Here is a 20,116-nt window from a genome sequence, read left to right on the forward strand (position 1 = left end):
TGTTAGCCCCAGTGGGCCGTGGAGCCGCTGTGTCGAGAAACATGAACGACCTTCGTGACTCGCGCGGCGTTTCACTCACTAGAGAGGGTCGGACTAACAGCAATGGTTCTGGGAACATGAAGAGATGCCCCCCAGCTGCGGGTACCAACTTCACAACCATGAACAGTCCGATCATGGCCGCCAGTAGAAGATCCATGTGGTCGATTCAATACGTCCGACGAAACTGGCGAGAAAATGTTTCGATGGGCCAAACGACCTAAGTACTCTGAACGCCCGGGCCAACGCATCCGACGAGATAAGGCTAATGGTGCTTATAGTAGCCGACGTTCGCGATGTCGTTCCAACCGGTCGTGTTGTGGCATTCGAAACACTCTTCAACGCGCGCGTGCTCCTTGCCGGCAACCTTCTGCGATATCATCGAGAAGTGTTCCATGAAATGGCTCGGCGGCGGCTGGTGGCACTGTACGCATACCTTGGATTCGGCTGACGGGTGCTGATAGCCGGACACGGTCCACGACTCGAGTTTGTGACATTGCGCGCAGTCACTGCCGAACCGCTTGAGATGCGGGTCGCGCCGGTCGTGGCACCCGGCGCAATTGAGGGAATCGCGCGCGGTGACTGCGTCGAACTGACCGGGGGCTTGAATGCGGAGCCAAGTCTCCAGCGATTTAAGCGTGCCCTCGCTGTCCGCGTCCCATCGAGAGGCGCGCGCCAATGTCCGCGCGCCGACTTTGGCCAGCTCGACGTGGTCCATCACCACTGGCCGAATGTTTGTAGGCTGATGCTCGATGTGACATGTCGAGCACTCTTCGATGCTCGCGTGAAATCCGGTCGGCTGACGACCGAGCAGCCGCTCGGAATTCGCATGGCACGTTGTACACTTCGCAACCGTCACGCCGACCGTCGGCTCATGGCATGATGTGCATTTATCACTGAGGTATGCATGCTTCGGCGACAGCGGGCCCGGACTAACGGACTGTTGAAGCGCTGAGGATCCGAGCTTCGAGTACATCACGGCAAGCGACGCCGCTGTGGCGATAGCGAAGGTCAGCGCGAGCCAGATTGCGAGCGGCTTCATCGCAGCCACCGTAGCCCGAAGTAGATTCCGGACCCGATGTGCAGTGCGACCAGCATGTAGAGAATGACGGAGAGAACGATGTGCAGAGTCAGAGATCGACGGAACCACCGTTTAAAGAACTCATCCGTTCGCACGGCGTACTCCAAGTCTGCCACGGATTCGGCGATGCGGGTCACGTCAGAAGCGGGTCCGCCGGAGGGGAGTTCGAACCCTAGCGACGCGAGACCGGCCATCAGAACCGGCGCCTTCGGCAGGGCCCTCTTTTCGGATGGGGAATTCTCGAGTGTTCCCCATGCACTGTCGAGATCGCCCCTGGCGGTCTGCAGGAGCGCCAACTTGTCGGTGATATCACTGGTGACATAAGTGAGCAGGTAGCGAACCGCAAACCCGCTCACGACCACGAGCAGCATCACCGCCGTCAGCGCGATTCCCAACCCGCTGTCGAACTTGTGACCGGTATGAATGATCGCGAGAAAGGGGCCGAAGATGCCCGCGTAGACGTGGATGGCGAGTAGTGACTGCATCGAGACATGCTTTGTTATTCGAGCGTTGAGGAAGGGAATCCGCTTCGCGATTGGGTACGCGAGTGGGACGAGCATGAGTGCGGCACCCGCTATGCCGAACACTGCCCCTACTCCGCTGCCCGGAAAGCGTGACGAGCGGTGAAGGAGGAAGCCAAGCCACGCCAGTAGCAAGACACTGAAAATCCCGGCGACGATGATGCCCTGCCGCTCCTTCACGCCTAAGCCTCCACCGCGACATCGTCCTTAGGCTTTGCTTGACAGGCTAGAATGATGCCATTGACCTTGTCGTCAGGCTCGAGAGCGTCCTCAACCGCCATCTCGACTTCGCCGGAAGTCATCTTCACCTTGCATACGCCGCAGGTGCCGACGCGGCAGGAGAATTCGATTCCGATGGCAAGCTCCTCGGAGAGCTCAAGGATGCTCTGATCGACATGAATCTTGGCGGACTTGCTATTCTTCGAAAACGTGACCAGTGGCCCCGTCGCGGGAGCAGTCGGTTTTGAGGAGGTTCCCGCGGCCGACGGCTTGGGCTTGGTCGCCCCAAACACTTCGGTCTTCACTTGCCCGGGAGCAACTCCGAGCTCGGTGAGGATCGCCTTGGTTGCCTCCATCATCGATGGCGGCCCGCACAGATGCACTCTCCGTGAAGAGAGATTAGGAATCGTGTGCGTGAGCAATTCCTTGGTGAGACGTCCTCGCGGGCCCTTCCAGTCCGTCCCTTCGGCGCCTGACATCGTGACCGTCATGTGCAGCTTCGGATTAACCCGTTTGACCTGACCGGGCTTTTTTGAACCAAGCTTTGTGAGAAAGTGAGCTTGGAAAGGAGCTTTGATCATGCCGAAGAAGAGGTTCAATGCGGAGCAGATCGTGGTGCTGCTGCGCCAGATTGAAGTGTTGATGTCGCAGGGCAAGGCCGCGCCGGTGGCCTGCCGGGAAGCCGGAATTTCGCAGCAGAGTTATTATCGCTGGCGAAAGGAATACGGTGGTCTTGAGCTCGATCAGGCGAAGCGGATGAAGGATCTGGAGCGGGAGAATATCCGCCTCAAGCGTCTCGTTGCCGATCTGTCGCTGGAGAAGCAGGTGCTCAAGGACGTTGCCTCGGGAAACTTATAAGCCCCGAACGGCGCCGGCAGGCGGTCGATGGCATTCGAGGGAAGTACGGTCTCTCCGAACGCCAGGCCTGCCGGATCGTCGGCCAGCACCGCGGAACACAGCGATACGCCACCATCGTTCGATCTGATGAGGATGCGTTGACGAGAGCGATTATCTCTCTCGCGTCCCAATATGGGCGATATGGCTATCGTCGGATCACGTCGCTGCTGGTCGATGCCGGCTGGCACGTCGGATGTGATCGGGTCCAGCGGATCTGGCGCCGTGAGGGGCTAAAGGTACCCAGGAAGCAGAAGCCGCGGGGTCGGCTCTGGCTCAACGACGGATCCTGCATCCGTTTGAGGCCGCAGCATCGTAATCATGTCTGGAGCTACGACTTCGTCGAGGCGCAGACCCACGATGGGCGCAAGCTGCGGTTGATGACTTTGATCGACGAGTTCACCCGGGAATGCCTGGCAATCAGGGTGGCTCGCCGGATCAACAGCTTCGGTGTCATCGAGACGATGGCCGACGTAATGCTCGAACGCGGTGTGCCAGAACACATCCGGTCGGACAACGGCGCGGAGATGACAGCCAAGGTCGTGCGCAACTGGTTCGCCAAGCTCGGAGCAAAGACGCTCTACATTGCGCCCGGCAGCCCATGGGAAAACGGCTACTGCGAGTCCTTCAACGGCAAACTGCGCGACGAATGCCTGAACGGTGAAATCTTTTACAGCCTGAAGGAGGCCACTGTCGTCATCGAGCAATGGCGCAAGCACTTCAACACGATCCGACCGCACTCATCGCTGAGCTACCGGCCCCCGGCGCCGCAAACATCGGCGCCGACACTGCAGCATCTGGATCGGAGCGCAGCGATGCAGTAGTCTCTATCCCGCTGGTCCAAAATATCCGTCAGGTCACTGGTGGACTGTTAGGCTTGCGGCAGGAGCGGTTGGCACGGGCCGCCTCTAAAGCTGTTCGGCACTCGATAATAATCGACCGATTTTGGCCGCCGAGACTTGCGCCAAATCAACCCCATGCTTCTTATCAAAACAGAGGCTGGCAGAAGGTCTCGCAACCCGCTCTCCGCAAGCATGCGGCGCATTTTGCCGAAATTGCAGGCAGCATAAAGGGGCGAATTAGAACGCGCTTTTGACATGGATCAATTGGCAGACGTTCGATTCTGCTTTTATCTTTAGAGCCAAGGTCGGTATTATCAGAGCCAAGGTCGGTATTATCGCTGCCCGGAGAAGGAAATCATGAACCTGACAAAGATGCTCGCCATCGCTGCAGTCGCCGCCCTGGCCACGGGGTCTGCTCTTGCCCAGAGCACGCAAACGACTCCCGATACTGAGAACAATGGCCACCATTATTCCGGTGGCCCGAAGACCGAAGTCCCCCATCACATGGGGAAGAAGGACATGGGCATGGCTTCCGATAAGAAAAAAGGTGCTGGCGGAAGCCATCATTATAGTGGGGGGCCAAATTCGGATGTCCCGCATCACACGGGTGCGAAGTAAGGCCGAACAAAACAGGCCGCAAGGAGCAAGCGCTCAACGCCTTTTGCGTCGCAGTCCCGCCACCCGTGGCGGGACCGCGACGCCTCGGGTTTGGCGCGTTTACTGAACCTAATGGCGCGGCATCAAATGGGAGCGGGGCTCCCGCGGGATTGATTTAGGTGCGCGAGCTTGGCCGCGATCCCTGTCATGATCACGATACCGCCCAGAGTCACCAGCGCTTGCGTCAAGAAATTGTTCCATGCCATTCGCAAGACGGCATGACCTGCAAACGATAGCAGCACACTTGCGCAATACACCGCGAGGGGATGCTCGCCACACCAAAGCACCGGACGCAAGTAGTGCTGCCATCGGTCTGGGATGTCGGCTGGGAGACCTTTTTTGATAACGAATGCCAGCGCGAAAAAGTGCAGCAATCTCAGAATATCCATATGCCCCTTGTCGATTGGATAGATCAATCGAAAGATCGGCGCGGGTACGTAAGCTTCCAGGGAATGAAATTGCCATCCCAGTGCAATAAAGAATGAGAACGCGACGTACCCGACCGCCAAAAGCATCCAAAGCTTCAAGTCGAGATAGTGGAGTGCGGCGTGAGCCGGCTTTGCGCCCCACCACACCCCGATCACATAGAGAAACTGCCAATTCATGGGATTGAAATACACTTGGCCCGCGGGATAAGCCGGAATGTACCAATCCAGCAGGTGTGACGTAACGTAGAGCAAAGCGGAGGCCATGAGCGTTGCTGCCGGATATCGGAGAATGCCTGGCAGAACTAACACTAGCGCGAAGTGCAGCGTGATCATCAGCAGCAGCGGATCGAGGTTGACGGGCGAATACCTCATCGTCACCGCCTGCCACAAAGCCTCGAAGGGATCGGCAAAGAATACGGCCACATTTGCGTGGTGCAGGAGATCCGGCTGCCAGATCGCCAGCAAAGACGCTATGAGCAAGAGAAGCGCGGTGGTGCAGAGTTGGGCAAAGTAGATCTCGAAGCCACGTTTGATCGCCCGCTGGAGAGCAATCCTCAGTCCAGATTGTCGAACAATGGGGGTGTAAACCATCCCGGAGGCGACACCAGACAAGAAGACCAGAATCTCCGCAGCATCGCTGAAGCCAAAATTCTTTGGCGTGATTCTGTTGAGGTAGACCTCGGGAATGTGGTCAATGAAAATGAGCCACAGCGACAGGCCGCGAAACAAGTCAATCCGGTGATCACGGCCGACCGCCGCTGAATTCTCCACGACGGCTCCTCGCTCCCTCACCCCGTCATTCCGCGTCGGATTTGAGGCCTATCTGGAAAGGCGGATCTGTGAATGACCTGACCGGGCTTTTTTGAACCAAGCTTTGTGAGAAAGTGAGCTTGGAAAGGAGCTTTGATCATGCCGAAGAAGAGGTTCAATGCGGAGCAGATCGTGGTGCTGCTGCGCCAGATTGAAGTGTTGATGTCGCAGGGCAAGGCCGCGCCGGTGGCCTGCCGGGAAGCCGGAATTTCGCAGCAGAGTTATTATCGCTGGCGAAAGGAATACGGTGGTCTTGAGCTCGATCAGGCGAAGCGGATGAAGGATCTGGAGCGGGAGAATATCCGCCTCAAGCGTCTCGTTGCCGATCTGTCGCTGGAGAAGCAGGTGCTCAAGGACGTTGCCTCGGGAAACTTATAAGCCCCGAACGGCGCCGGCAGGCGGTCGATGGCATTCGAGGGAAGTACGGTCTCTCCGAACGCCAGGCCTGCCGGATCGTCGGCCAGCACCGCGGAACACAGCGATACGCCACCATCGTTCGATCTGATGAGGATGCGTTGACGAGAGCGATTATCTCTCTCGCGTCCCAATATGGGCGATATGGCTATCGTCGGATCACGTCGCTGCTGGTCGATGCCGGCTGGCACGTCGGATGTGATCGGGTCCAGCGGATCTGGCGCCGTGAGGGGCTAAAGGTACCCAGGAAGCAGAAGCCGCGGGGTCGGCTCTGGCTCAACGACGGATCCTGCATCCGTTTGAGGCCGCAGCATCGTAATCATGTCTGGAGCTACGACTTCGTCGAGGCGCAGACCCACGATGGGCGCAAGCTGCGGTTGATGACTTTGATCGACGAGTTCACCCGGGAATGCCTGGCAATCAGGGTGGCTCGCCGGATCAACAGCTTCGGTGTCATCGAGACGATGGCCGACGTAATGCTCGAACGCGGTGTGCCAGAACACATCCGGTCGGACAACGGCGCGGAGATGACAGCCAAGGTCGTGCGCAACTGGTTCGCCAAGCTCGGAGCAAAGACGCTCTACATTGCGCCCGGCAGCCCATGGGAAAACGGCTACTGCGAGTCCTTCAACGGCAAACTGCGCGACGAATGCCTGAACGGTGAAATCTTTTACAGCCTGAAGGAGGCCACTGTCGTCATCGAGCAATGGCGCAAGCACTTCAACACGATCCGACCGCACTCATCGCTGAGCTACCGGCCCCCGGCGCCGCAAACATCGGCGCCGACACTGCAGCATCTGGATCGGAGCGCAGCGATGCAGTAGTCTCTATCCCGCTGGTCCAAAATATCCGTCAGGTCAAGGCTCGGCTTCTCGACCAAGCGCCAGGACAGCGCAGCAATACCCATCGCAAGCAGTGCGGATAAACAAATCAGATTAGTAGTCCCGATATCAGGCCATGCCGTCAGGACAGCTTGAGAGATAGGCCAGCTGTAGATGTAGACACCGTACGAGAGGTCCAGCTTGTTGGTCGCGTGACGAAGCCATCGAAGGCGAACCGTTCCAAGAACAACGGCGAGATAGCCGATTGCAATCGGCGCGACGGTCCGCTCCAATCCCGTGCCGAGCACAAACCACATCGCGGCCCCAAGTCCGACTGCCACGCCCCATGACAACACGATTCGGTCCCTGAACAAGAAGAGTGCGACGCCAAAAGAAAAACTCAACCAAAAACGAGCGAACTGCACGAGTTGGTCCGGCTGGCCACCGTGCCGATAGGCCAGAAACGCGGCCACTGCAACGAACCCAATCGGCAAGAGCTTCGTCATCATACCCGGCGTCAGAAGCCGCATGCTGCCCATTAAGGCCAGCAGCAGGTAGCATAAGAATTCAAATTTTAATGTCCAGAGGGAGCCGTTCACGACCGATGGATAGGGATTATGCCTGAACAGTCCCGGGAGTTCGGCGGCCCCGGTGCTGAGCGAGATCGTCTTCACCATGTACTCCAGCACGCGCGCGTCTTCCAAGTAGTTCGCGACGCCGCATTCGGCGAGCACAATCCCGGAGGCCACGATGACGATCGTGCAGAGGATCAAGCCAGGAAAGATGCGCAATGCACGAGCGATGATGAAGTCGATCGAGTTCCGGCAGCGAGCCAAGCTTGCCGCAACGGTCAGCCCCGACAGCACAAAAAAAACATTAACGGCATGATCACCAAGGTTGTAGACGGTTGTGCCGACAAACTCGTCGGCTCTCGTGCCAGCGCGAAGGAAAAACGCGTGAGAGACCAGGACGGCAAGTGCCGCAACCAGGCGCAGAAGCGTAAAGTTGTTTCGATCAGGCTCAATTATGTCTCTAACCAAGACGGATCTCATCGTAAATCGTCCTTTTGCGCATCGGGCTGAGACGAAATGTAGACTCTTGCCGGGACTCCTGGAGCTCGCCAGCAAGGAGCGTGCCGATGCTTCAGCCTTCGGCAAGCATCCTTCCCGGGCGGAAGGGGCCGATACCCGTCTCACTGGTCTGGCCTGTCGTTAACCAAGTGATGCTGGCAACCGGGCATGCCTCGGCCTCAATAGTTCGTGCCTGGTCGTGCGCCGCGCTTCCCCTCCCACGGCCAAGGAATCCGCAATTCCAGAGTGTCTATTCGCCGAGCCCCGGACCGGAAGTGATGCTTCGGCCAACCAATGTTTGTTAAATGAGTCTGTCGGTGGCAAGGTACACTGGTTGACTTCGGCGGTCTCTAGATCAGTGATCATGCGGTCCATCATCACGAAGTGCTCCATGTAATGGCTCGGCCGAGCCTGATGGCACTGGACGCAGTCCTTCGATGTCACGGACGGATGGACATAGCCCGCGATCTGCCAGCTGGCCGTGCGGTGACACGCCGCGCAGTCGCGTCCGTATAATTCGCGGTAAGAATCTCGATTGCTGTGGCAATTGACACAATCGAGGCCGTCCCGCTGCTCCGATTGCAAAGGCCCGATGGCCGCTGATGCCGTTTGCGACTGCACATCGCTACGGACCCATGGGAGAAGTTATTTGTTCCGGAGCCAACTCGGCGCGCTCGGGTGATTGCTCGGCGGAACTCCCGATTTCTGCGGAAAAACCAGCTGATCCCGGTGTTTATGCCAACCGCTTGCCGACCACGCGGCGATGATCATCCCGGCGAGTGCAAGCGCGCTTGCGATGGCGAACATGGCGTTGGACAACCCAAGTGACAGCAACAGGCCAGCAGCGGCCGAGCCCACGGCCTCAATCCATCGGTCCAAATCCTCGCCCTGGTGCTCACCCGCGATCAGGGAGATCCAATAGGTGATGATCGGTGCAGCTATTCCTGCAGCCATCGCAATCGCGCCGACGCCAAGCGCGAGTGCTGCCGCAGTTGTCGCGGCCGAAGGGAGAGCAAGAGCGAGGCCAAGCATGCCTAGACTAGTGCGGGCGCGATCAACCAGCGCGTCGCCTTCGGCGGCACAAGCGGCGAGAACACGAGTATTTGGGCGAGCAGCATCACAGCGCTGCACTCGGCGAGCATCAATCCGATGGTCAACCCGGAGGCGCTTGAGCCAAGATTGCCGCGCAAGGCCAGGTGAACGTCAAACGCCGCGACCGAGCCCGCAACGATCGCGGCCAGCACAAGCGGGCTTTGGGAAGTCCGCGGTTCATCGGTGCCGCGGAGCAAGATTGTATTGCAGGTGAACTGGGTGCGCTCTTCGTGACGGGAACAGTCCGTGCGATCACGCAGGCGCTAACCAGCGCGAGCACGATTGGCCATAACAGCGGAGCTCCTGCATCAAGTTGAGCTTGCTTCGAGCTCAGGACGGAAGGTGCCGCCGAGCAGCGGACCAACCATAAAGCCGATCATGGTCGCCGCTCCGATCCAGGCGAACCGCCGCGCACGCCACCCATCATCGGGAGACCAGTCGCCAACGGTCGCCAGCGCCACCGGTGTGATTGCCGCCGCCGAAACTCCGGCCAGCGCACGCGCCGTGTAAAGAAGCAACAAATCGCTGGTAAGTTCGAACAGCATCAGGCTGGTCGAAAATCCTGCAAGACCCAGAACGAGCACGGGACGACGGCCCCCAGCCGTCCGAGATCCTTCCAAGGTAGGGAGCGGAAACGAAAATGGCAGCCGTATAGGCCGCCGTCATGAGACCTGTATGCCGGGAGATCGTCGCGGGATCGTCGAAGCCGGACACAGCCGCAATCCTCGACGGCAGGTTGGGCAGAATGATTCTGAACGCCAAGGCGGTCGTAAAGGCGGCCAATACCAATGCCCCCCTGGTTGTGAGCGGCAGCCCCTCGTTGGAAAGACTGTCTGACATCTTTGCGGTCTCGTTCAACTGGGAGACTTTAACAGCTCGACAATCGATAACAAGCCTGCGCGTCCTTGTTGGATGCAGTGGCGCCTTACGCGCTCGCCGCTTCAGCTGACAAATTCGGATGGGGCGGGGAATTCTCGCGAATTTGGCGGTGACCCACAGGGGTAAGCCAACCGGAAGCTCCAGTGCTGCTGCGCAGTGGAAGACCGCACGTACCCTCAACGAGGATGCTCAGGGCCCGAAGCCCTCGAGCCGTCTCCGCCAAAAAGGGCCGGCTCACGGGACCATTATCCTCCCGAACTGATCAGCCATTTAGATCGTTCGAACGACCTTCCGGGGATGACGCGAACGGCAGGCGGCTCACTCAGCCGCGCTCCGCAATCGGTCCACACGAAGTGAAAGCTGCACCGGGGTCGGATTCTGTAAGATGTCCAGCACGGGGCAATGACGGTCGACGATTTCCTTCAGGCGCGCCAACTCGCCTTCGGAAGCCGAACTGTCAAACCTACCTCGGCTTTAATGACTTGATAACCCGGCCGAACGTCCCCTTCGACGTCGAACGAGCCGCGCAAGTCAATCGTGCCCGAAAGCCGAACCGAAGCGCCATTGAGGGGAATGCCGAGCGCATCGGCATAGAGTCGGTAGGTGATTTCTTGACAAGAGCCCAGGGCCGCTAAGATGTACTCCACTGGATTGGGTGCTGTGTCCTGCCCGCCGGCTCGTCTACCTGGACGCTGAACTGGCGAATCGAGACGGCGCTGTCAACGCCGTTTACGAGACGGGATTGCGCTCGGAAGGCCGCTAACGCCTGGGCAGGGTCAACGCTCAGTGCAGCCGGCGTACCCGAGAACACCTCCTTGAACTTGAATGCCATTATTTCTCGACCGACTGTGACAGTGTGAGAGGTAATAGTTATATGGATGAAACTGCTTATCAATCGGTCCGAACTGAAAGAATGAGCGTCATCTTGAACCGAGAACTCACAGCGATTTTGTTCTAGTGATGCGGCGGGGGAAGATAAAGTCGCCTCCTTCGACAAGAAGACCAAGAGCTCGAATTCTCCCACCAATCCCACGCGATCAATCAGGATGGCGATCCCATTTTTCTAGGATTGAGGCAGATCAACACACGTCACGGCTTGCATGGCAACCTCATGGACGCTGCTGGGACCGCAATACGTAGCGAAGCTGCGACGGGAGATCGACATGGCATACCTGGAGACCGAGGTGATAGCGGCGCACCATCACGTTCGCCGCCGCACGGTGGCATATGTGGTTCTCGGCGCTTTGCTCGCCAGTTATCTGTCCTATCCGTATGTGACCCTGTATCGGCTTGATCGGGCACTGGAAGCCAGCGATACTCGCGTTGTTGCACAACTGATCGACTGGCCGAGCGTTCGGACGCAGCTGAAAGCGGACGTTACGGCGTCGCTCGCAACGCAGGCCTATGGCGCAAGCGGGCCGGAAGCGATCGGCGCCGCTTTCGCGCTGGCCTTAAGTCCATATGTGTTCGATCCCGTAGCGGACCGCGTTATCTCGCCGTCCGGACTCATCGCCTGGTATTCGGACGCACGAAGATCGGGCCGATCGAGCACGTTGTGGGAGGCCACGAGCTACGCGTTCTTCCGGACCCCGACGCGCTTCTTAATGACACTAAGGATGAACGAGCCGCAATATCCGAATATCGAACTCGAGATGAGATTGAAGGGTTTGAGGTGGCAGGTCGACCGCCTGGTCTGGCCGCGCGCGCGCGGTATCGCCGTTCCCGGGTCCGGCGGGTCTGGACCGACCACGGAATGATCAAACGTCGCAGCCGCTCATGAGCGCGCTTGATCTTGCAGCAGCCCTGCGAAGCTTGTGGGGCTGGAGAAAGGCGTTCATAACTGATGGCGGCGGAGACGAGGAACTCAAAACTCGAGCGCCACTCTTAGCCGGGCCTTCTCGAGCCGCCGTCTCACCGATGTCAGGCGGGATAAATTGAATCGGAACGCCAGGATGTTCTGGACCGTATCCTTGCCCAGGAAATGATCCATCCGAAAAATCTGATCCTCGCGGAAGACCTGCAGACTGGTCTGGTTAAGCACCTTTGCCGAAGCGAGATCGCGTCCGAACGGTTTTTCGGTGACGATCCGCCGCCATGCTCCCTCTCCTTCCCTTGCAAGACCCGCCTCGCCGATCCGTTGCACAACGGACACGAAGAATTGCGGCGCTCGGGCTAAATAGAACAGGACATTGCCTCCCGTGTCGGGCTTTAGTCTGGTGAGGCATCGAAACAGGTTTTGAAAGGTCACGGGATCGTCGACGTGACCACTCACATAGGCCAACCGATGAATGACACTTTCCCAGGCGTTCTGGTCGAAAGCTTCGAGCCGGGCTTCTTCCGCCTTGGCTCCGGTGTAGCGCTGCAACGCCTGCGGAAAAAACATTCCGGAGTTACTCGATACTGATTTCGCTGCTGCTTCCACCGACGATGGCGAAATCAGCAGGCAAGCACTTCCACAGCGCAAAATTGTAGAGCGCCGGCATCAAGAGTCGGTAGACCAGGTCGCCGGTGATCCCAAGAATGACGAACGTGCTTTAGTGAGCGGGCGTCGCCGCGTTCTCTTCTATTTTCAGCCTATCGATCATTCGCAGTTATCGCCGAAATCTATTCAGCTACCTTTCGCCTCTTGGTATCCGCCAAAAACCTTGCGCTTGACTGACAGCATCTTGTTGGCGAAGCTGCGCTGCGCGCGCGAGGCAAAGCGCGCATAGAGAGCGGCCGACAGCACCGGAGCAGGCACCGCCTCTTCGATCGCCGCATTGACGGTCCAACGGCCTCTCCGGAATCCATGACATAGCCGTCGACCGCCTCAAGCTGTGGATCTGCGGCAATCGCCATGGCGGTGAGATCAAGAAGCCACGAGGCGATCACGCTGCCGCGTCGCCAAACCTCGGCAATCTCGGGTCGAGCTCGAAGCCCAGTTCGGCCGGCAATTCCAGCGAATTGGCATGTTTGAGGATCTCAAAACCCTCGGCATAGGCCTGCATCAACCATATTCGATGCCATTGTGGACCATCTTGACGAAATGTCCGGCCCGGCACGCAGATAGCCGCGCTCCACCCGTTCGTCGCGCCGCTCGCGGCCGGGGTGCACGTGAGTTCCGAAAACCGGTGGCAAGTACGGAGAAGATCGGATCGAGGCGCTCCACGATCTCGTTGTCTCCGCCAATGATCATGCAGTAGCCGCGCTGACTGCCTCAGATGCCGCCGCTGGTGCCGACATCGATGCATTTCAGTCCTTTCGCCGCAAGTTGGCGCGCCCGGCGGATGTCATCCTTGTAAAACGAATTGCCGCCATCGATAATGACGTCGCCCGGCTCGAGCAAGTCGGAAAGCTCCCGGATGGTTGTTTCCGTGATCTCTCCCGCCGGAAGCATGACCCAGATGTGGCACGGTCGCTCCTCGCGATCATGTCTTTGAGGCTTGCCGCAGCGGACGCGCCTTCGTCAGCCAAATGCCAGACCCGTTCAGGGTTGCGGTCGTAGACGACGCAGCCGTGCCCAGTGCGCAACAGTCGCCGCACGATGTTGCCGCCCATCCGACCGAGGCCGATCATTCCAAGCTGCATCAAGTGCTCCAATCAGTTTCAGCTGGGAAGAGCAGCAGTCTGCCGCCGGCCCAGCAGCGCGAGCTTTGCCGTGAGGGCGTCAGTTAGCTGGTTGGTGGCTTCGACAAACTGCCTGACGCCATCTTCAACGAGGTGCGTGGTCACCTCGTCGAGCGAGATGCCTTGGTGATTGAGCTCTTCCAAAAGGCCCTCCGCCTCTTTCGATCGCTCTTCAAGTGACTGCCGGACCCGACCGTGGTCGCGGAAGGGTCCAGCGTTGCCGGCGGCATGGTGTTGACGGTGTTTGGCCCAATCAGCTCCTCGACGTAGAGCACGTCGGAATAGGCCTTGTTTTTGGTCCGGTGGAGGCCCACAGCAGCCGCTGCGCCCGCGCACCCCTGGCAGCCAGGCCGTTCCAGCGCGGTGTTGCGAACAAACGCTTGTAACGTTGATAGGCGAGCTTTGCGTTGGCGACGGCGATTCTGCCTTTGAGCGGCTCGAGCCTTTTGGTTCTGCCGCTCTTTGGTTTGGGTGAGTTTTCGTCGATCAGTGCGTTGATCATGCTGTCGATCCGGCTGACAAAGAAGCTCGCGACACTTCCGATCCGGCTGACGTCGCCGCCGGCATCCGCCCGATGTTCCAACCCCTCCAGATACGCATTCGCGACGTCTTCGCATACGCGTTGTGAAAACGCAGCGTCGCATTGACGTTGATGCCTTCGGCAACGAGCTGGCGGATCACGGTAATGCCTGCTGGGGTTGCCGGCACCTTTACCATGAGGTTTTCGCGGGCAACTCCTCGATGGTCGCATCGGCCCCGTTCGCGAGGTAGGGCGAGACCTTGAGGCTCGCATAGCCGTCCACTCCGTCCGTGGCCTCATAGACCTTCTGGTCGGCGGCCTGCGGATGTCCTCGATCGCAAGCTTCTCATACACAGAATACGCAGATACGTCCCCATTGCCAGAAACGGCACGCCGGACCAACCACTGGGAACCGGACGCGCATTTCGATGCGCCGGGCGCTTGCCTTCGGAGGCGACGCGGAAGCGCGCAACACCCCGCGCTACCTGATCGCAACACAAAATGTGGAAGGACACTGGCAGCAAAAAACCAATGGTTGGGCGGCGAACCCTATTGGCGCGGAGTCCAACTCGGCGAAGCGGCGTATCCGGTTCTTTTGGCCGCTCTGCTCGCCGGCCGTGGCCCAGTGGCGAGCCATAGGCTCGAGCAGCGCGCCGCCTGCGACAGGCGCCGCGATGCAAGTGGCAAGGGTGAACGTGTTCAGTCCGCTATTTTCTTCCCAACGGTCCTGATCGGTCGAGGGGCCGACGCGGGCGATATAGCCGAGCGCCCGACGGATCATGTCGTGGTGCTCGATTCCCTAAGGCATCCCGGTCGCTGGCAGACTTCTGGAACGCCCATCTGGAAGACTTCACCGCCTGCGGCTCCGATCTGGCAAAACAGTTCGCCATTGCCGGCTATTATGTCCGCACGTCGCCGCCAAGGTGCTTTCCGAAGGCCAGGCGGCGCTCGATGAACTCGTGCCCATTCGCAACCGAAGCGATGGGGTGCGAATGCGGGCAAGCGAACAAGTCAGCACAGACTTCCTGCGCCCAGTCCGCTTTGGCCTCAGGAATCCGGCCGACCCGCTCATCCTTGATACGATCAAGCTCGTAGATGGGTTTTTGAAGGTGGAAACACCCTCCGGTTCAGTCTGGCACCGCTATAACGGCGATGGCTAGGGCGAGTACGATGATGGCCGGCCGTACGATGAGGCTGGCAGAGGCCGGCCCTAGCCGCTTCTCGCAGGGGAGCGGCGCCATTATGCCTTAAGCGCTGACGAAAGATCCCTTGCCGATGCTAGAAACGATGGCCGCGTCAGCCAGCCCCGGCGGCATGATCCCCGAGCAGGTCTGGGATGCGTCACCAATCCACGAGCGGCGATTGCATCCCGGCCGCCCGACCGGATCGGCCATGCCGCTCGCGTGGGCGCATGCCGAATTTGTTAAGCTTGCCGTCTCCCGCAACCATGGCCGGCCGTTCGATCGACCGGGGTCGTCTGGGACCGATACGGGGCGGGAAGAAGACGCCGCTTACACGTTCTGGTGGCCCCACGCGCAGATCCGGTCGACCGTCGCTGGCTGCCGTCTGGTCACTGCCTTGCCTGGGGCGGGTATGGTGCACTGGGCTGTCAATGGCTGGCGTGAGGTCAGGGATCTCGAAGCACTCGATAGCACTCTCGGCTTCTGGATGGCGGAACTCGACACCGGTCGGATGAACAAGGGTGAAAGCATCGATTTCACCATCCGTTGGCAGGCGGATGGTTGGGAAGGGATCGACTATCGCATCCAGGTGGTATCTGCTCGCGAGGATGTGTGAGGGCGTTCAGCCATGCCAAAACTCCGACAGCGAGGTGGGATAGGCATGGTAGAAGAATACTTCCCATGTCCCTCGCTGGCTGGAGATGATCATGGATCGCTGTATTCGAACACTTTCTGTTGTTTGCGCCGCGACGCTCGTCTTCGCAATGACAGCAGCAGCTTCTGCAACCGATACTTCGGAGGTCGCGCGAGCCGCCTTTCAGGCCAAAGATCGCGGACAGCTCCTGATGGCGATCGGCTTGTTCAACCAGGCCATGAAGGACGAGCAACTTTCGAAGAAGCAACGCGGCTTGCTGCTGTTCGGCCGTGGCACCGCCTATCAGCAGCTCGGGATAACAGAGGCCGCTCTCACCGATCTGGACGGGGTGGTCGCGCTGCTACCTGATTTTCCTGGCGGCTACGCCTATCGCGCCGTGATCTGGATCGCTGAGCGGCGATACGGAGAGGCGCTCATGGATTTGCAGCAAGCCCATCAGCTTGCTCCGAACGATGCGAGCGTGCTTCTGAATCTCGGCAACCTCTACGCTCAAACGGGCAGGCTTGAGCTTGCAATTGAGAACTATGGCCAGGCGATCGGGCTCCGTCCGGATTTCGACAAGGCCTACTTCGATCGGGCGGGCGCTTACATGGTTAAGCACGATTTCGCACGCGCGATGGCGGATTTCGACAAGGCGATCGAGCTTCGCCCCACATTTGCTGATGCCATCGCCAATCGCGGGGCGCTGCATCTGGCGAACGGAAATGTCGAAGCAGCTCTTTCCGACCTGAACGCCGCCCTTGAGCTCGCGCCGCGCAACGCGCGATATTATGACGCCCGTGCCAATGCCTATCTGGTTGAGGCCCGCTACGGCGATGCGCTTGCCGACTTCGATGAAGCCTTGCAGATCGATCCTGGCAATCCCGCGCTGTATTTCGGACGTGGTCTCGCCAACCTGTTCCTTGACAATACGGCGGCCGCCATCGACGACCTCCAGATTGCGGTGCGGCTGCGGCCCACCGATGCCAACGCTGCGATCTGGCTGCACATTTCTCGCCTCCATGCCAACACCGTCGACAAAGATGAATTCGCCACCAATGCCGCCAGAGTGAGCCGGGACGTGTGGCCTGGTGCGGTGCTCGATCTGTACCTGGGAGCACTGACGCCGACCGAGATGCTCGAAAAGGCCCAAGAAGGTGTTGAGCAAGACTCCGAGCGACGGCTTTGCGAGGCTCAGTTTTATGTCGCCGATTATGGTATCCACCGAGGCGCCACAAACGAGGCTTTGGACATCATGAAGGGAGTTGTTTCGCGTTGCCGCTCTTTTGCTCTTGTCTACGGCTCCGCACGGGCGGAGATCAGCTTGGCGCAGCACTGAAGCGTTGCTCGTTACCTTGCAAAAGTACAGTGCACACCCCAAGGATCGAACCAAATCCGCGCCGCGTGGTGAGTCTAAAGTATTGCCGACAATCCGTTTCTTCCCAAGGCGGAGTTGGCGCGACACGGCCAAACTCCGGCCCCAGAGCCCTGGGCGGCGGCTATTTGCCCATATTCATCGGCTTCGGCACCGACGCAGGTGCGGCCGCCGAACCAGGCATCGGCACCATCCCCAGCACCATCTTGCGCTGATCATCGGTCAGGACTTTAGCGGCCTCGCCCGCGGCGCGAATGAAGTCCAGTCTTTGATCCGCCTTCAAGTTCTCGATCTCGCGGAGCTTGGCCTCGACCGACGTGGTATCCGGCTGGTCTGCCGCCGTCAGCAACCAGAGGGCCTGCTCTGCTTCGTCGATCTTCCGCTGTTGGTTTGACTGGTCGACGAGGGCACGCTGCTTGATATCGTTGAGGCTCGTCCTCTGCTGGGTAGAAAGGCCGAGCTTGTCGGCATACTCGAGGTAGAATCCCATCGCGCCCACGTGATAGATATGCGATGAGCCGGGAAACCCCCGGTTGGGCGCGGTTTCGCCGAAACTGATGCAGGTCTATCGACGGCGATTTGGCCCTTGAGCAATTGATGGCCTTTGCCATCACCGATGACCACGCGAGGCAGGAAGGCGTTTATGAGCGGCTGTCCTATAACTGTGATGCGAGCACCATCCGTCACACGCTCACCGAAACCCATCTCGCCTCCACGGATCGCCGGGCGCGCTTTGTTGGTGTTGAGGCCTACACGGAAGCGGGCGCCACGGTCCTGCGAGACCTCTTCACCGAGGATCGCGGCGGCTATGTCGTCGAGCTGGGACGCGCGGGCGGTCTATCGGCTATTCCTTGCAATTTGATCGTATGGGCGGTGCCGGGCGCCATGATCGGCGCTGTGGCGGGCGCGCACTTGTAAGGACGGGTTGGAGAACGGGAGCTCTCTTTCTGACGATCGGCATCACATTCCTGGTCGCCTTCACGTTCTTCGCCGATCGTTTCAAAAGTTAAGTGTAGTGCGCTAGGAGGATCGACGCCGTCGCCACGATCTCGCCGGTCCAAATCTGGCAGTTTTGCCAAAATCAACCTGCCGTCGTCATCAGACTGCGTCCGCTCCCGGCTGCACGCGTCGATCTCGACCGGTTACGACCTGGGCCGGACCGAGGTGCCTCAAGGCCACCTATTAGGTCGCTTTGCCCTTCGTCGCCGCCGATGACGGCATTGCCCTGCGAAGACTCTGACCGCGGTGTCCGCGCTAGCGCGATGGTGTCCGCGCTAGCGCGATCATACAGGCACAGCCTGATGTGCCGATCAGGCGGATCGTGTGGCGGGGCGCTCAGGCTTATGCGAAGTAACTCTTTTTTATGCCACACCGCCAAAATGCCGAGGACGCGTCTAGGTTCCGAGCTTCCGGTTCATCGAGTTCGGTCCGCGTTAATCGTGGTGATCCTCGCCATGATGGCTGTCGTGATGGCTATCGTGGCGGTCACCATGGTGATCGTCAGGATGATCATGATCGATGCGCACCACGGGGCCGTGATCACCGTCGTCGTGATGCTCATCGTGCACGGCGGGACGGTCATGATGGTCTCTATCGTGATGATCGTGATTCACACCGACGCTGACGCCCCCTGGCCCAATATCAAGGTGCTGGGCAAGAGAGGGGGTTGGAGCTGCGATCGCAAAACCAAAAATCAGGGCGAATGGAGCAAGGTATTTCATTTTGAGCCTCCTCGTGCATATCGTGAGACCTAAACACAGGCGTCAGGGGCAGGGTTCCGAAAAAACTGCCAGACCTTGCAAACATGATTCTGCTGCGCGGCGTGCAACACGTTTGCAATCTGAAGGTGGTTCGCGACTATGTTCTGGGGTTCCCTCGGCGTTTTCAAGGCGTTCGACGGGCGGGAACTTGTGGCATTGGCTCTCATTATAGTGCACTAGGTGCTATAGGTGTCCCGATTCAGCTTAACATTCTGCCCGGGAAATCTTGGAGAGCAGCAATGTCGAAACAAAAAATTCTGATCGCGAGTCTTGCATTCGGCTTTGCACTAATCGGCGGCGTAGCAAATGCTTACGATGATGAGGATCATCACCACGGAGACGGATTCAATCACTTCTTGCACGATAACGGCGTACCTCATTCTCATGGCTACGAAGGCGACGCCCACGAATACAATCATTATTTGCACGACAACGGCATACCCCACGCGCACGTCTATTCGAGGCGGTGTTATCAGACCGTAGAGCATGACCAGTACGGTCGCCATTATTATCGCAGGGTGTGCGAATGAAGTGACCTAATCAGGTGTCGGTTCGGTAATAGACCGCCGATCGATGATCGCGGCGTGACGTTGAGCAGATTAAAAGCGGTATGCCGCTTCATTTGCGGGAAGGTCCCTTAGCAGCTTCGATACTCTTGATTGGAATTTGCGCAGGCAAAGGCTTGCCTGCGCTCCGGAATGTAGTCCCGCCAGTGTCTGAATAATGTATTCTAAGCCGCGCAATTTGATCATTTGATCCGCTCCCAACAAGTGTACTCCAGTTGAACCTTGCTGTATTTGAGCGTACGGACATGAGAAGGCGGCATGAAACGTTATCTGATCTTCGCTGCAGTCGGCCCGTTCTTCGGCGGCCTGCTGCTTTTGTTCGCGACGACGGTTGCTTCAGGGTACTGGACCGACACCAACTGGTCGGAGGTCGGAAAGTTCTTCGTAACCTTCGCCAAGACGCTGCAGTACAGCTATTTGTTCGGCGTCGTGCCGGCGCTAACGCTCGGTGCAATCGATGACATTCTGCTCCACGTCAGGAAGATAGGCCCGCTCGTGCGGATGCTGACCGTGGGCGCGGCCGGGTTCGTCGCGGGCGAATTGCTGCATGGCTTGCGCGGCCCGGACAGCGGCGTGGTGCAGTTCATCCTGCACGGCCTCTCCGGCTTCATGCCCGCGATGATCTCGTCATGGCTGGCGCACAAAGATTCGGAAAGCCCGCAGGCGGCGACTTCGACATAAAGGAATGGCGGCTGCTGGCCGACCCAACA

At 59.0% G+C, this 20,116-nt stretch carries 25 protein-coding genes and 2 pseudogenes; 10 read left to right on the forward strand and 17 right to left on the reverse strand.

Going from position 1 to position 20,116, the window contains the following annotated elements; translation table 11 throughout:
- Window positions 1–301: 301 nt before the first annotated feature.
- From BBTA_RS38525 to BBTA_RS39600, 3 genes are read right to left on the reverse strand one after another with little or no spacing between them, the layout of a single operon-like run.
- The gene (locus tag BBTA_RS38525; protein WP_011931047.1) at window positions 302–1,078 is read right to left on the reverse strand and encodes a class III cytochrome C family protein; all 777 of its coding nucleotides are present in this window, start codon (window positions 1,076–1,078) and stop codon (window positions 302–304) included.
- Window positions 1,075–1,818 (reverse strand): hypothetical protein, encoded by a 744-nt coding sequence (locus tag BBTA_RS37625; RefSeq protein WP_011931048.1) that lies wholly within the window; start codon window positions 1,816–1,818, stop codon window positions 1,075–1,077. The genes BBTA_RS38525 and BBTA_RS37625 overlap by 4 nt, the downstream gene beginning before the upstream one ends.
- Window positions 1,819–1,820: 2 nt before the next feature.
- On the reverse strand, window positions 1,821–2,456 hold the full coding sequence (locus tag BBTA_RS39600) for a 2Fe-2S iron-sulfur cluster-binding protein (protein WP_148221673.1): 636 nt from the start codon (window positions 2,454–2,456) through the stop codon (window positions 1,821–1,823).
- On the opposite strand from BBTA_RS39600, the gene BBTA_RS37640 reads away from it, so the two are divergent.
- Window positions 2,437–3,575 (forward strand): IS3 family transposase gene (locus tag BBTA_RS37640; protein WP_148221383.1). Its coding sequence is split into 2 segments (ribosomal slippage): window positions 2,437–2,701 and window positions 2,701–3,575, totalling 1,140 coding nucleotides; the frame shifts between segments, so codons are not numbered across the junction. The two genes, BBTA_RS39600 and BBTA_RS37640, sit on opposite strands and share 20 nt — an antisense overlap.
- Before the next feature lie 375 nt (window positions 3,576–3,950).
- Entirely contained in the window at window positions 3,951–4,211 is a 261-nt protein-coding gene (locus BBTA_RS39605) for a hypothetical protein (protein ID WP_011931051.1), read from the forward strand.
- Window positions 4,212–4,333: 122 nt separating this feature from the next.
- Here the strand turns inward: BBTA_RS39605 and BBTA_RS37650 are convergent, their stop codons facing one another.
- Window positions 4,334–5,449, reverse strand: coding sequence for an OpgC family protein (locus tag BBTA_RS37650; protein ID WP_011931052.1), 1,116 nt, complete (start codon window positions 5,447–5,449; stop codon window positions 4,334–4,336).
- A gap of 138 nt (window positions 5,450–5,587) precedes the next feature.
- On the opposite strand from BBTA_RS37650, the gene BBTA_RS37660 reads away from it, so the two are divergent.
- Window positions 5,588–6,726, forward strand: a protein-coding gene (locus BBTA_RS37660) for an IS3 family transposase (protein ID WP_148221383.1) whose coding sequence is annotated in 2 segments (ribosomal slippage) — window positions 5,588–5,852 and window positions 5,852–6,726 — 1,140 coding nt in all. Because the reading frame shifts where the segments join, the coding sequence is not laid out codon by codon here.
- On the opposite strand, the gene BBTA_RS37665 is transcribed toward BBTA_RS37660, so the two are convergent.
- The 5 genes from BBTA_RS37665 to BBTA_RS41575 form a co-directional block, all read right to left on the reverse strand.
- Window positions 6,654–7,775, reverse strand: coding sequence for an acyltransferase (locus BBTA_RS37665; RefSeq protein WP_011931053.1), 1,122 nt, complete (start codon window positions 7,773–7,775; stop codon window positions 6,654–6,656). The two genes, BBTA_RS37660 and BBTA_RS37665, sit on opposite strands and share 73 nt — an antisense overlap.
- Window positions 7,776–8,438: 663 nt before the next feature.
- Complete coding sequence (locus BBTA_RS37670; protein ID WP_148221675.1) at window positions 8,439–8,747, reverse strand: hypothetical protein; 309 nt, start codon at window positions 8,745–8,747, stop codon at window positions 8,439–8,441.
- An 80-nt stretch (window positions 8,748–8,827) separates the two neighbouring features.
- The gene (locus tag BBTA_RS37675; RefSeq protein ID WP_041751827.1) at window positions 8,828–9,037 is read right to left on the reverse strand and encodes a hypothetical protein; all 210 of its coding nucleotides are present in this window, start codon (window positions 9,035–9,037) and stop codon (window positions 8,828–8,830) included.
- 156 nt (window positions 9,038–9,193) lie between these two features.
- Window positions 9,194–9,469 (reverse strand): MFS transporter, encoded by a 276-nt coding sequence (locus BBTA_RS37680; protein WP_168167964.1) that lies wholly within the window; start codon window positions 9,467–9,469, stop codon window positions 9,194–9,196.
- Window positions 9,470–10,186: 717 nt separating this feature from the next.
- Complete coding sequence (locus tag BBTA_RS41575; protein ID WP_011931056.1) at window positions 10,187–10,411, reverse strand: OsmC family protein; 225 nt, start codon at window positions 10,409–10,411, stop codon at window positions 10,187–10,189.
- A gap of 516 nt (window positions 10,412–10,927) precedes the next feature.
- Between BBTA_RS41575 and BBTA_RS37690 the strand changes: the two genes are divergently transcribed.
- Window positions 10,928–11,521: a DUF2939 domain-containing protein gene (locus BBTA_RS37690; protein ID WP_011931057.1), complete on the forward strand. Its 594-nt coding sequence runs from the start codon at window positions 10,928–10,930 to the stop codon at window positions 11,519–11,521.
- Window positions 11,522–11,628: 107 nt separating this feature from the next.
- Here BBTA_RS37690 and BBTA_RS37695 read toward each other — a convergent pair whose 3' ends face one another.
- The 7 genes and pseudogenes from BBTA_RS37695 to BBTA_RS41935 all read right to left on the reverse strand — a co-directional run bounded on the left by BBTA_RS37695 (window position 11,629) and on the right by BBTA_RS41935 (window position 14,671).
- Entirely contained in the window at window positions 11,629–12,147 is a 519-nt protein-coding gene (locus BBTA_RS37695; RefSeq protein WP_049795544.1) for a hypothetical protein, read from the reverse strand.
- A gap of 7 nt (window positions 12,148–12,154) precedes the next feature.
- The gene (locus tag BBTA_RS41930; RefSeq protein ID WP_148221684.1) at window positions 12,155–12,286 is read right to left on the reverse strand and encodes a hypothetical protein; all 132 of its coding nucleotides are present in this window, start codon (window positions 12,284–12,286) and stop codon (window positions 12,155–12,157) included.
- Window positions 12,287–12,372: 86 nt separating this feature from the next.
- Window positions 12,373–13,331: pseudogene (gene gnd, locus BBTA_RS37700) on the reverse strand (phosphogluconate dehydrogenase (NAD(+)-dependent, decarboxylating)).
- 18 nt (window positions 13,332–13,349) lie between these two features.
- Window positions 13,350–13,514: a hypothetical protein gene (locus BBTA_RS41580; protein WP_371260227.1), complete on the reverse strand. Its 165-nt coding sequence runs from the start codon at window positions 13,512–13,514 to the stop codon at window positions 13,350–13,352.
- Window positions 13,515–13,623: 109 nt separating this feature from the next.
- On the reverse strand, window positions 13,624–13,872 hold the full coding sequence (locus tag BBTA_RS41590; RefSeq protein ID WP_371260228.1) for a hypothetical protein: 249 nt from the start codon (window positions 13,870–13,872) through the stop codon (window positions 13,624–13,626).
- Window positions 13,869–14,087, reverse strand: coding sequence for a transaldolase family protein (locus BBTA_RS41595; protein WP_244424509.1), 219 nt, complete (start codon window positions 14,085–14,087; stop codon window positions 13,869–13,871). Before BBTA_RS41595 ends, BBTA_RS41590 begins: the two co-directional genes overlap by 4 nt.
- Before the next feature lie 284 nt (window positions 14,088–14,371).
- Window positions 14,372–14,671, reverse strand: a complete 300-nt coding sequence (locus BBTA_RS41935; RefSeq protein ID WP_041751830.1) for a glycoside hydrolase family 15 protein — start codon at window positions 14,669–14,671, stop codon at window positions 14,372–14,374.
- 494 nt (window positions 14,672–15,165) lie between these two features.
- Between BBTA_RS41935 and BBTA_RS38455 the strand changes: the two genes are divergently transcribed.
- On the forward strand, window positions 15,166–15,687 hold the full coding sequence (locus tag BBTA_RS38455) for a hypothetical protein (RefSeq protein ID WP_049795545.1): 522 nt from the start codon (window positions 15,166–15,168) through the stop codon (window positions 15,685–15,687).
- Between the two features lie 91 nt (window positions 15,688–15,778).
- Window positions 15,779–17,044: a tetratricopeptide repeat protein gene (locus BBTA_RS37720; protein ID WP_011931058.1), complete on the forward strand. Its 1,266-nt coding sequence runs from the start codon at window positions 15,779–15,781 to the stop codon at window positions 17,042–17,044.
- A gap of 160 nt (window positions 17,045–17,204) precedes the next feature.
- Here BBTA_RS37720 and BBTA_RS37725 read toward each other — a convergent pair whose 3' ends face one another.
- Window positions 17,205–17,570 (reverse strand): Spy/CpxP family protein refolding chaperone, encoded by a 366-nt coding sequence (locus BBTA_RS37725; RefSeq protein WP_011931059.1) that lies wholly within the window; start codon window positions 17,568–17,570, stop codon window positions 17,205–17,207.
- Between the two features lie 67 nt (window positions 17,571–17,637).
- Between BBTA_RS37725 and BBTA_RS37730 the strand changes: the two are divergent.
- From BBTA_RS37730 to BBTA_RS37745, 4 genes and pseudogenes are all read left to right on the forward strand, one after another.
- A pseudogene (locus BBTA_RS37730) lies at window positions 17,638–17,890 on the forward strand (chromosome partitioning protein ParB); the annotation flags it as partial.
- Window positions 17,891–18,519: 629 nt separating this feature from the next.
- Window positions 18,520–18,834: a hypothetical protein gene (locus tag BBTA_RS41075; protein WP_041751832.1), complete on the forward strand. Its 315-nt coding sequence runs from the start codon at window positions 18,520–18,522 to the stop codon at window positions 18,832–18,834.
- Between the two features lie 245 nt (window positions 18,835–19,079).
- Entirely contained in the window at window positions 19,080–19,370 is a 291-nt protein-coding gene (locus tag BBTA_RS40580) for a hypothetical protein (protein ID WP_148221678.1), read from the forward strand.
- A gap of 294 nt (window positions 19,371–19,664) precedes the next feature.
- Window positions 19,665–20,087, forward strand: coding sequence for a DUF5413 family protein (locus tag BBTA_RS37745; protein WP_011931064.1), 423 nt, complete (start codon window positions 19,665–19,667; stop codon window positions 20,085–20,087).
- Window positions 20,088–20,116 lie beyond the last annotated feature (29 nt).

Source organism: Bradyrhizobium sp. BTAi1 (genome assembly GCF_000015165.1).
Lineage (GTDB): Bacteria > Pseudomonadota > Alphaproteobacteria > Rhizobiales > Xanthobacteraceae > Bradyrhizobium > Bradyrhizobium denitrificans.

What these genes read in the sequence shown, in the direction of transcription:
- BBTA_RS38525 (WP_011931047.1), bottom strand. Translation starts at nt 1,078, where the DNA reads ATGAAGCCGCTCGCAATCTGGCTCGCGCTGACCTTCGCTATCGCCACA.
- BBTA_RS39605 (WP_011931051.1), top strand. Translation starts at nt 3,951, where the DNA reads ATGAACCTGACAAAGATGCTCGCCATCGCTGCAGTCGCCGCCCTGGCC.
- BBTA_RS37665 (WP_011931053.1), bottom strand. Translation starts at nt 7,775, where the DNA reads ATGAGATCCGTCTTGGTTAGAGACATAATTGAGCCTGATCGAAACAAC.
- BBTA_RS37670 (WP_148221675.1), bottom strand. Translation starts at nt 8,747, where the DNA reads ATGGCTGCAGGAATAGCTGCACCGATCATCACCTATTGGATCTCCCTG.
- BBTA_RS37690 (WP_011931057.1), top strand. Translation starts at nt 10,928, where the DNA reads ATGGCATACCTGGAGACCGAGGTGATAGCGGCGCACCATCACGTTCGC.
- BBTA_RS37695 (WP_049795544.1), bottom strand. Translation starts at nt 12,147, where the DNA reads ATGTTTTTTCCGCAGGCGTTGCAGCGCTACACCGGAGCCAAGGCGGAA.
- BBTA_RS41590 (WP_371260228.1), bottom strand. Translation starts at nt 13,872, where the DNA reads ATGATCAACGCACTGATCGACGAAAACTCACCCAAACCAAAGAGCGGC.
- BBTA_RS41595 (WP_244424509.1), bottom strand. Translation starts at nt 14,087, where the DNA reads ATGGTAAAGGTGCCGGCAACCCCAGCAGGCATTACCGTGATCCGCCAG.
- BBTA_RS41935 (WP_041751830.1), bottom strand. Translation starts at nt 14,671, where the DNA reads ATGATCCGTCGGGCGCTCGGCTATATCGCCCGCGTCGGCCCCTCGACC.
- BBTA_RS38455 (WP_049795545.1), top strand. Translation starts at nt 15,166, where the DNA reads ATGCTAGAAACGATGGCCGCGTCAGCCAGCCCCGGCGGCATGATCCCC.
- BBTA_RS37720 (WP_011931058.1), top strand. Translation starts at nt 15,779, where the DNA reads ATGGATCGCTGTATTCGAACACTTTCTGTTGTTTGCGCCGCGACGCTC.
- BBTA_RS37725 (WP_011931059.1), bottom strand. Translation starts at nt 17,570, where the DNA reads ATGGGATTCTACCTCGAGTATGCCGACAAGCTCGGCCTTTCTACCCAG.
- BBTA_RS40580 (WP_148221678.1), top strand. Translation starts at nt 19,080, where the DNA reads ATGTCGAAACAAAAAATTCTGATCGCGAGTCTTGCATTCGGCTTTGCA.
- BBTA_RS37745 (WP_011931064.1), top strand. Translation starts at nt 19,665, where the DNA reads ATGAAACGTTATCTGATCTTCGCTGCAGTCGGCCCGTTCTTCGGCGGC.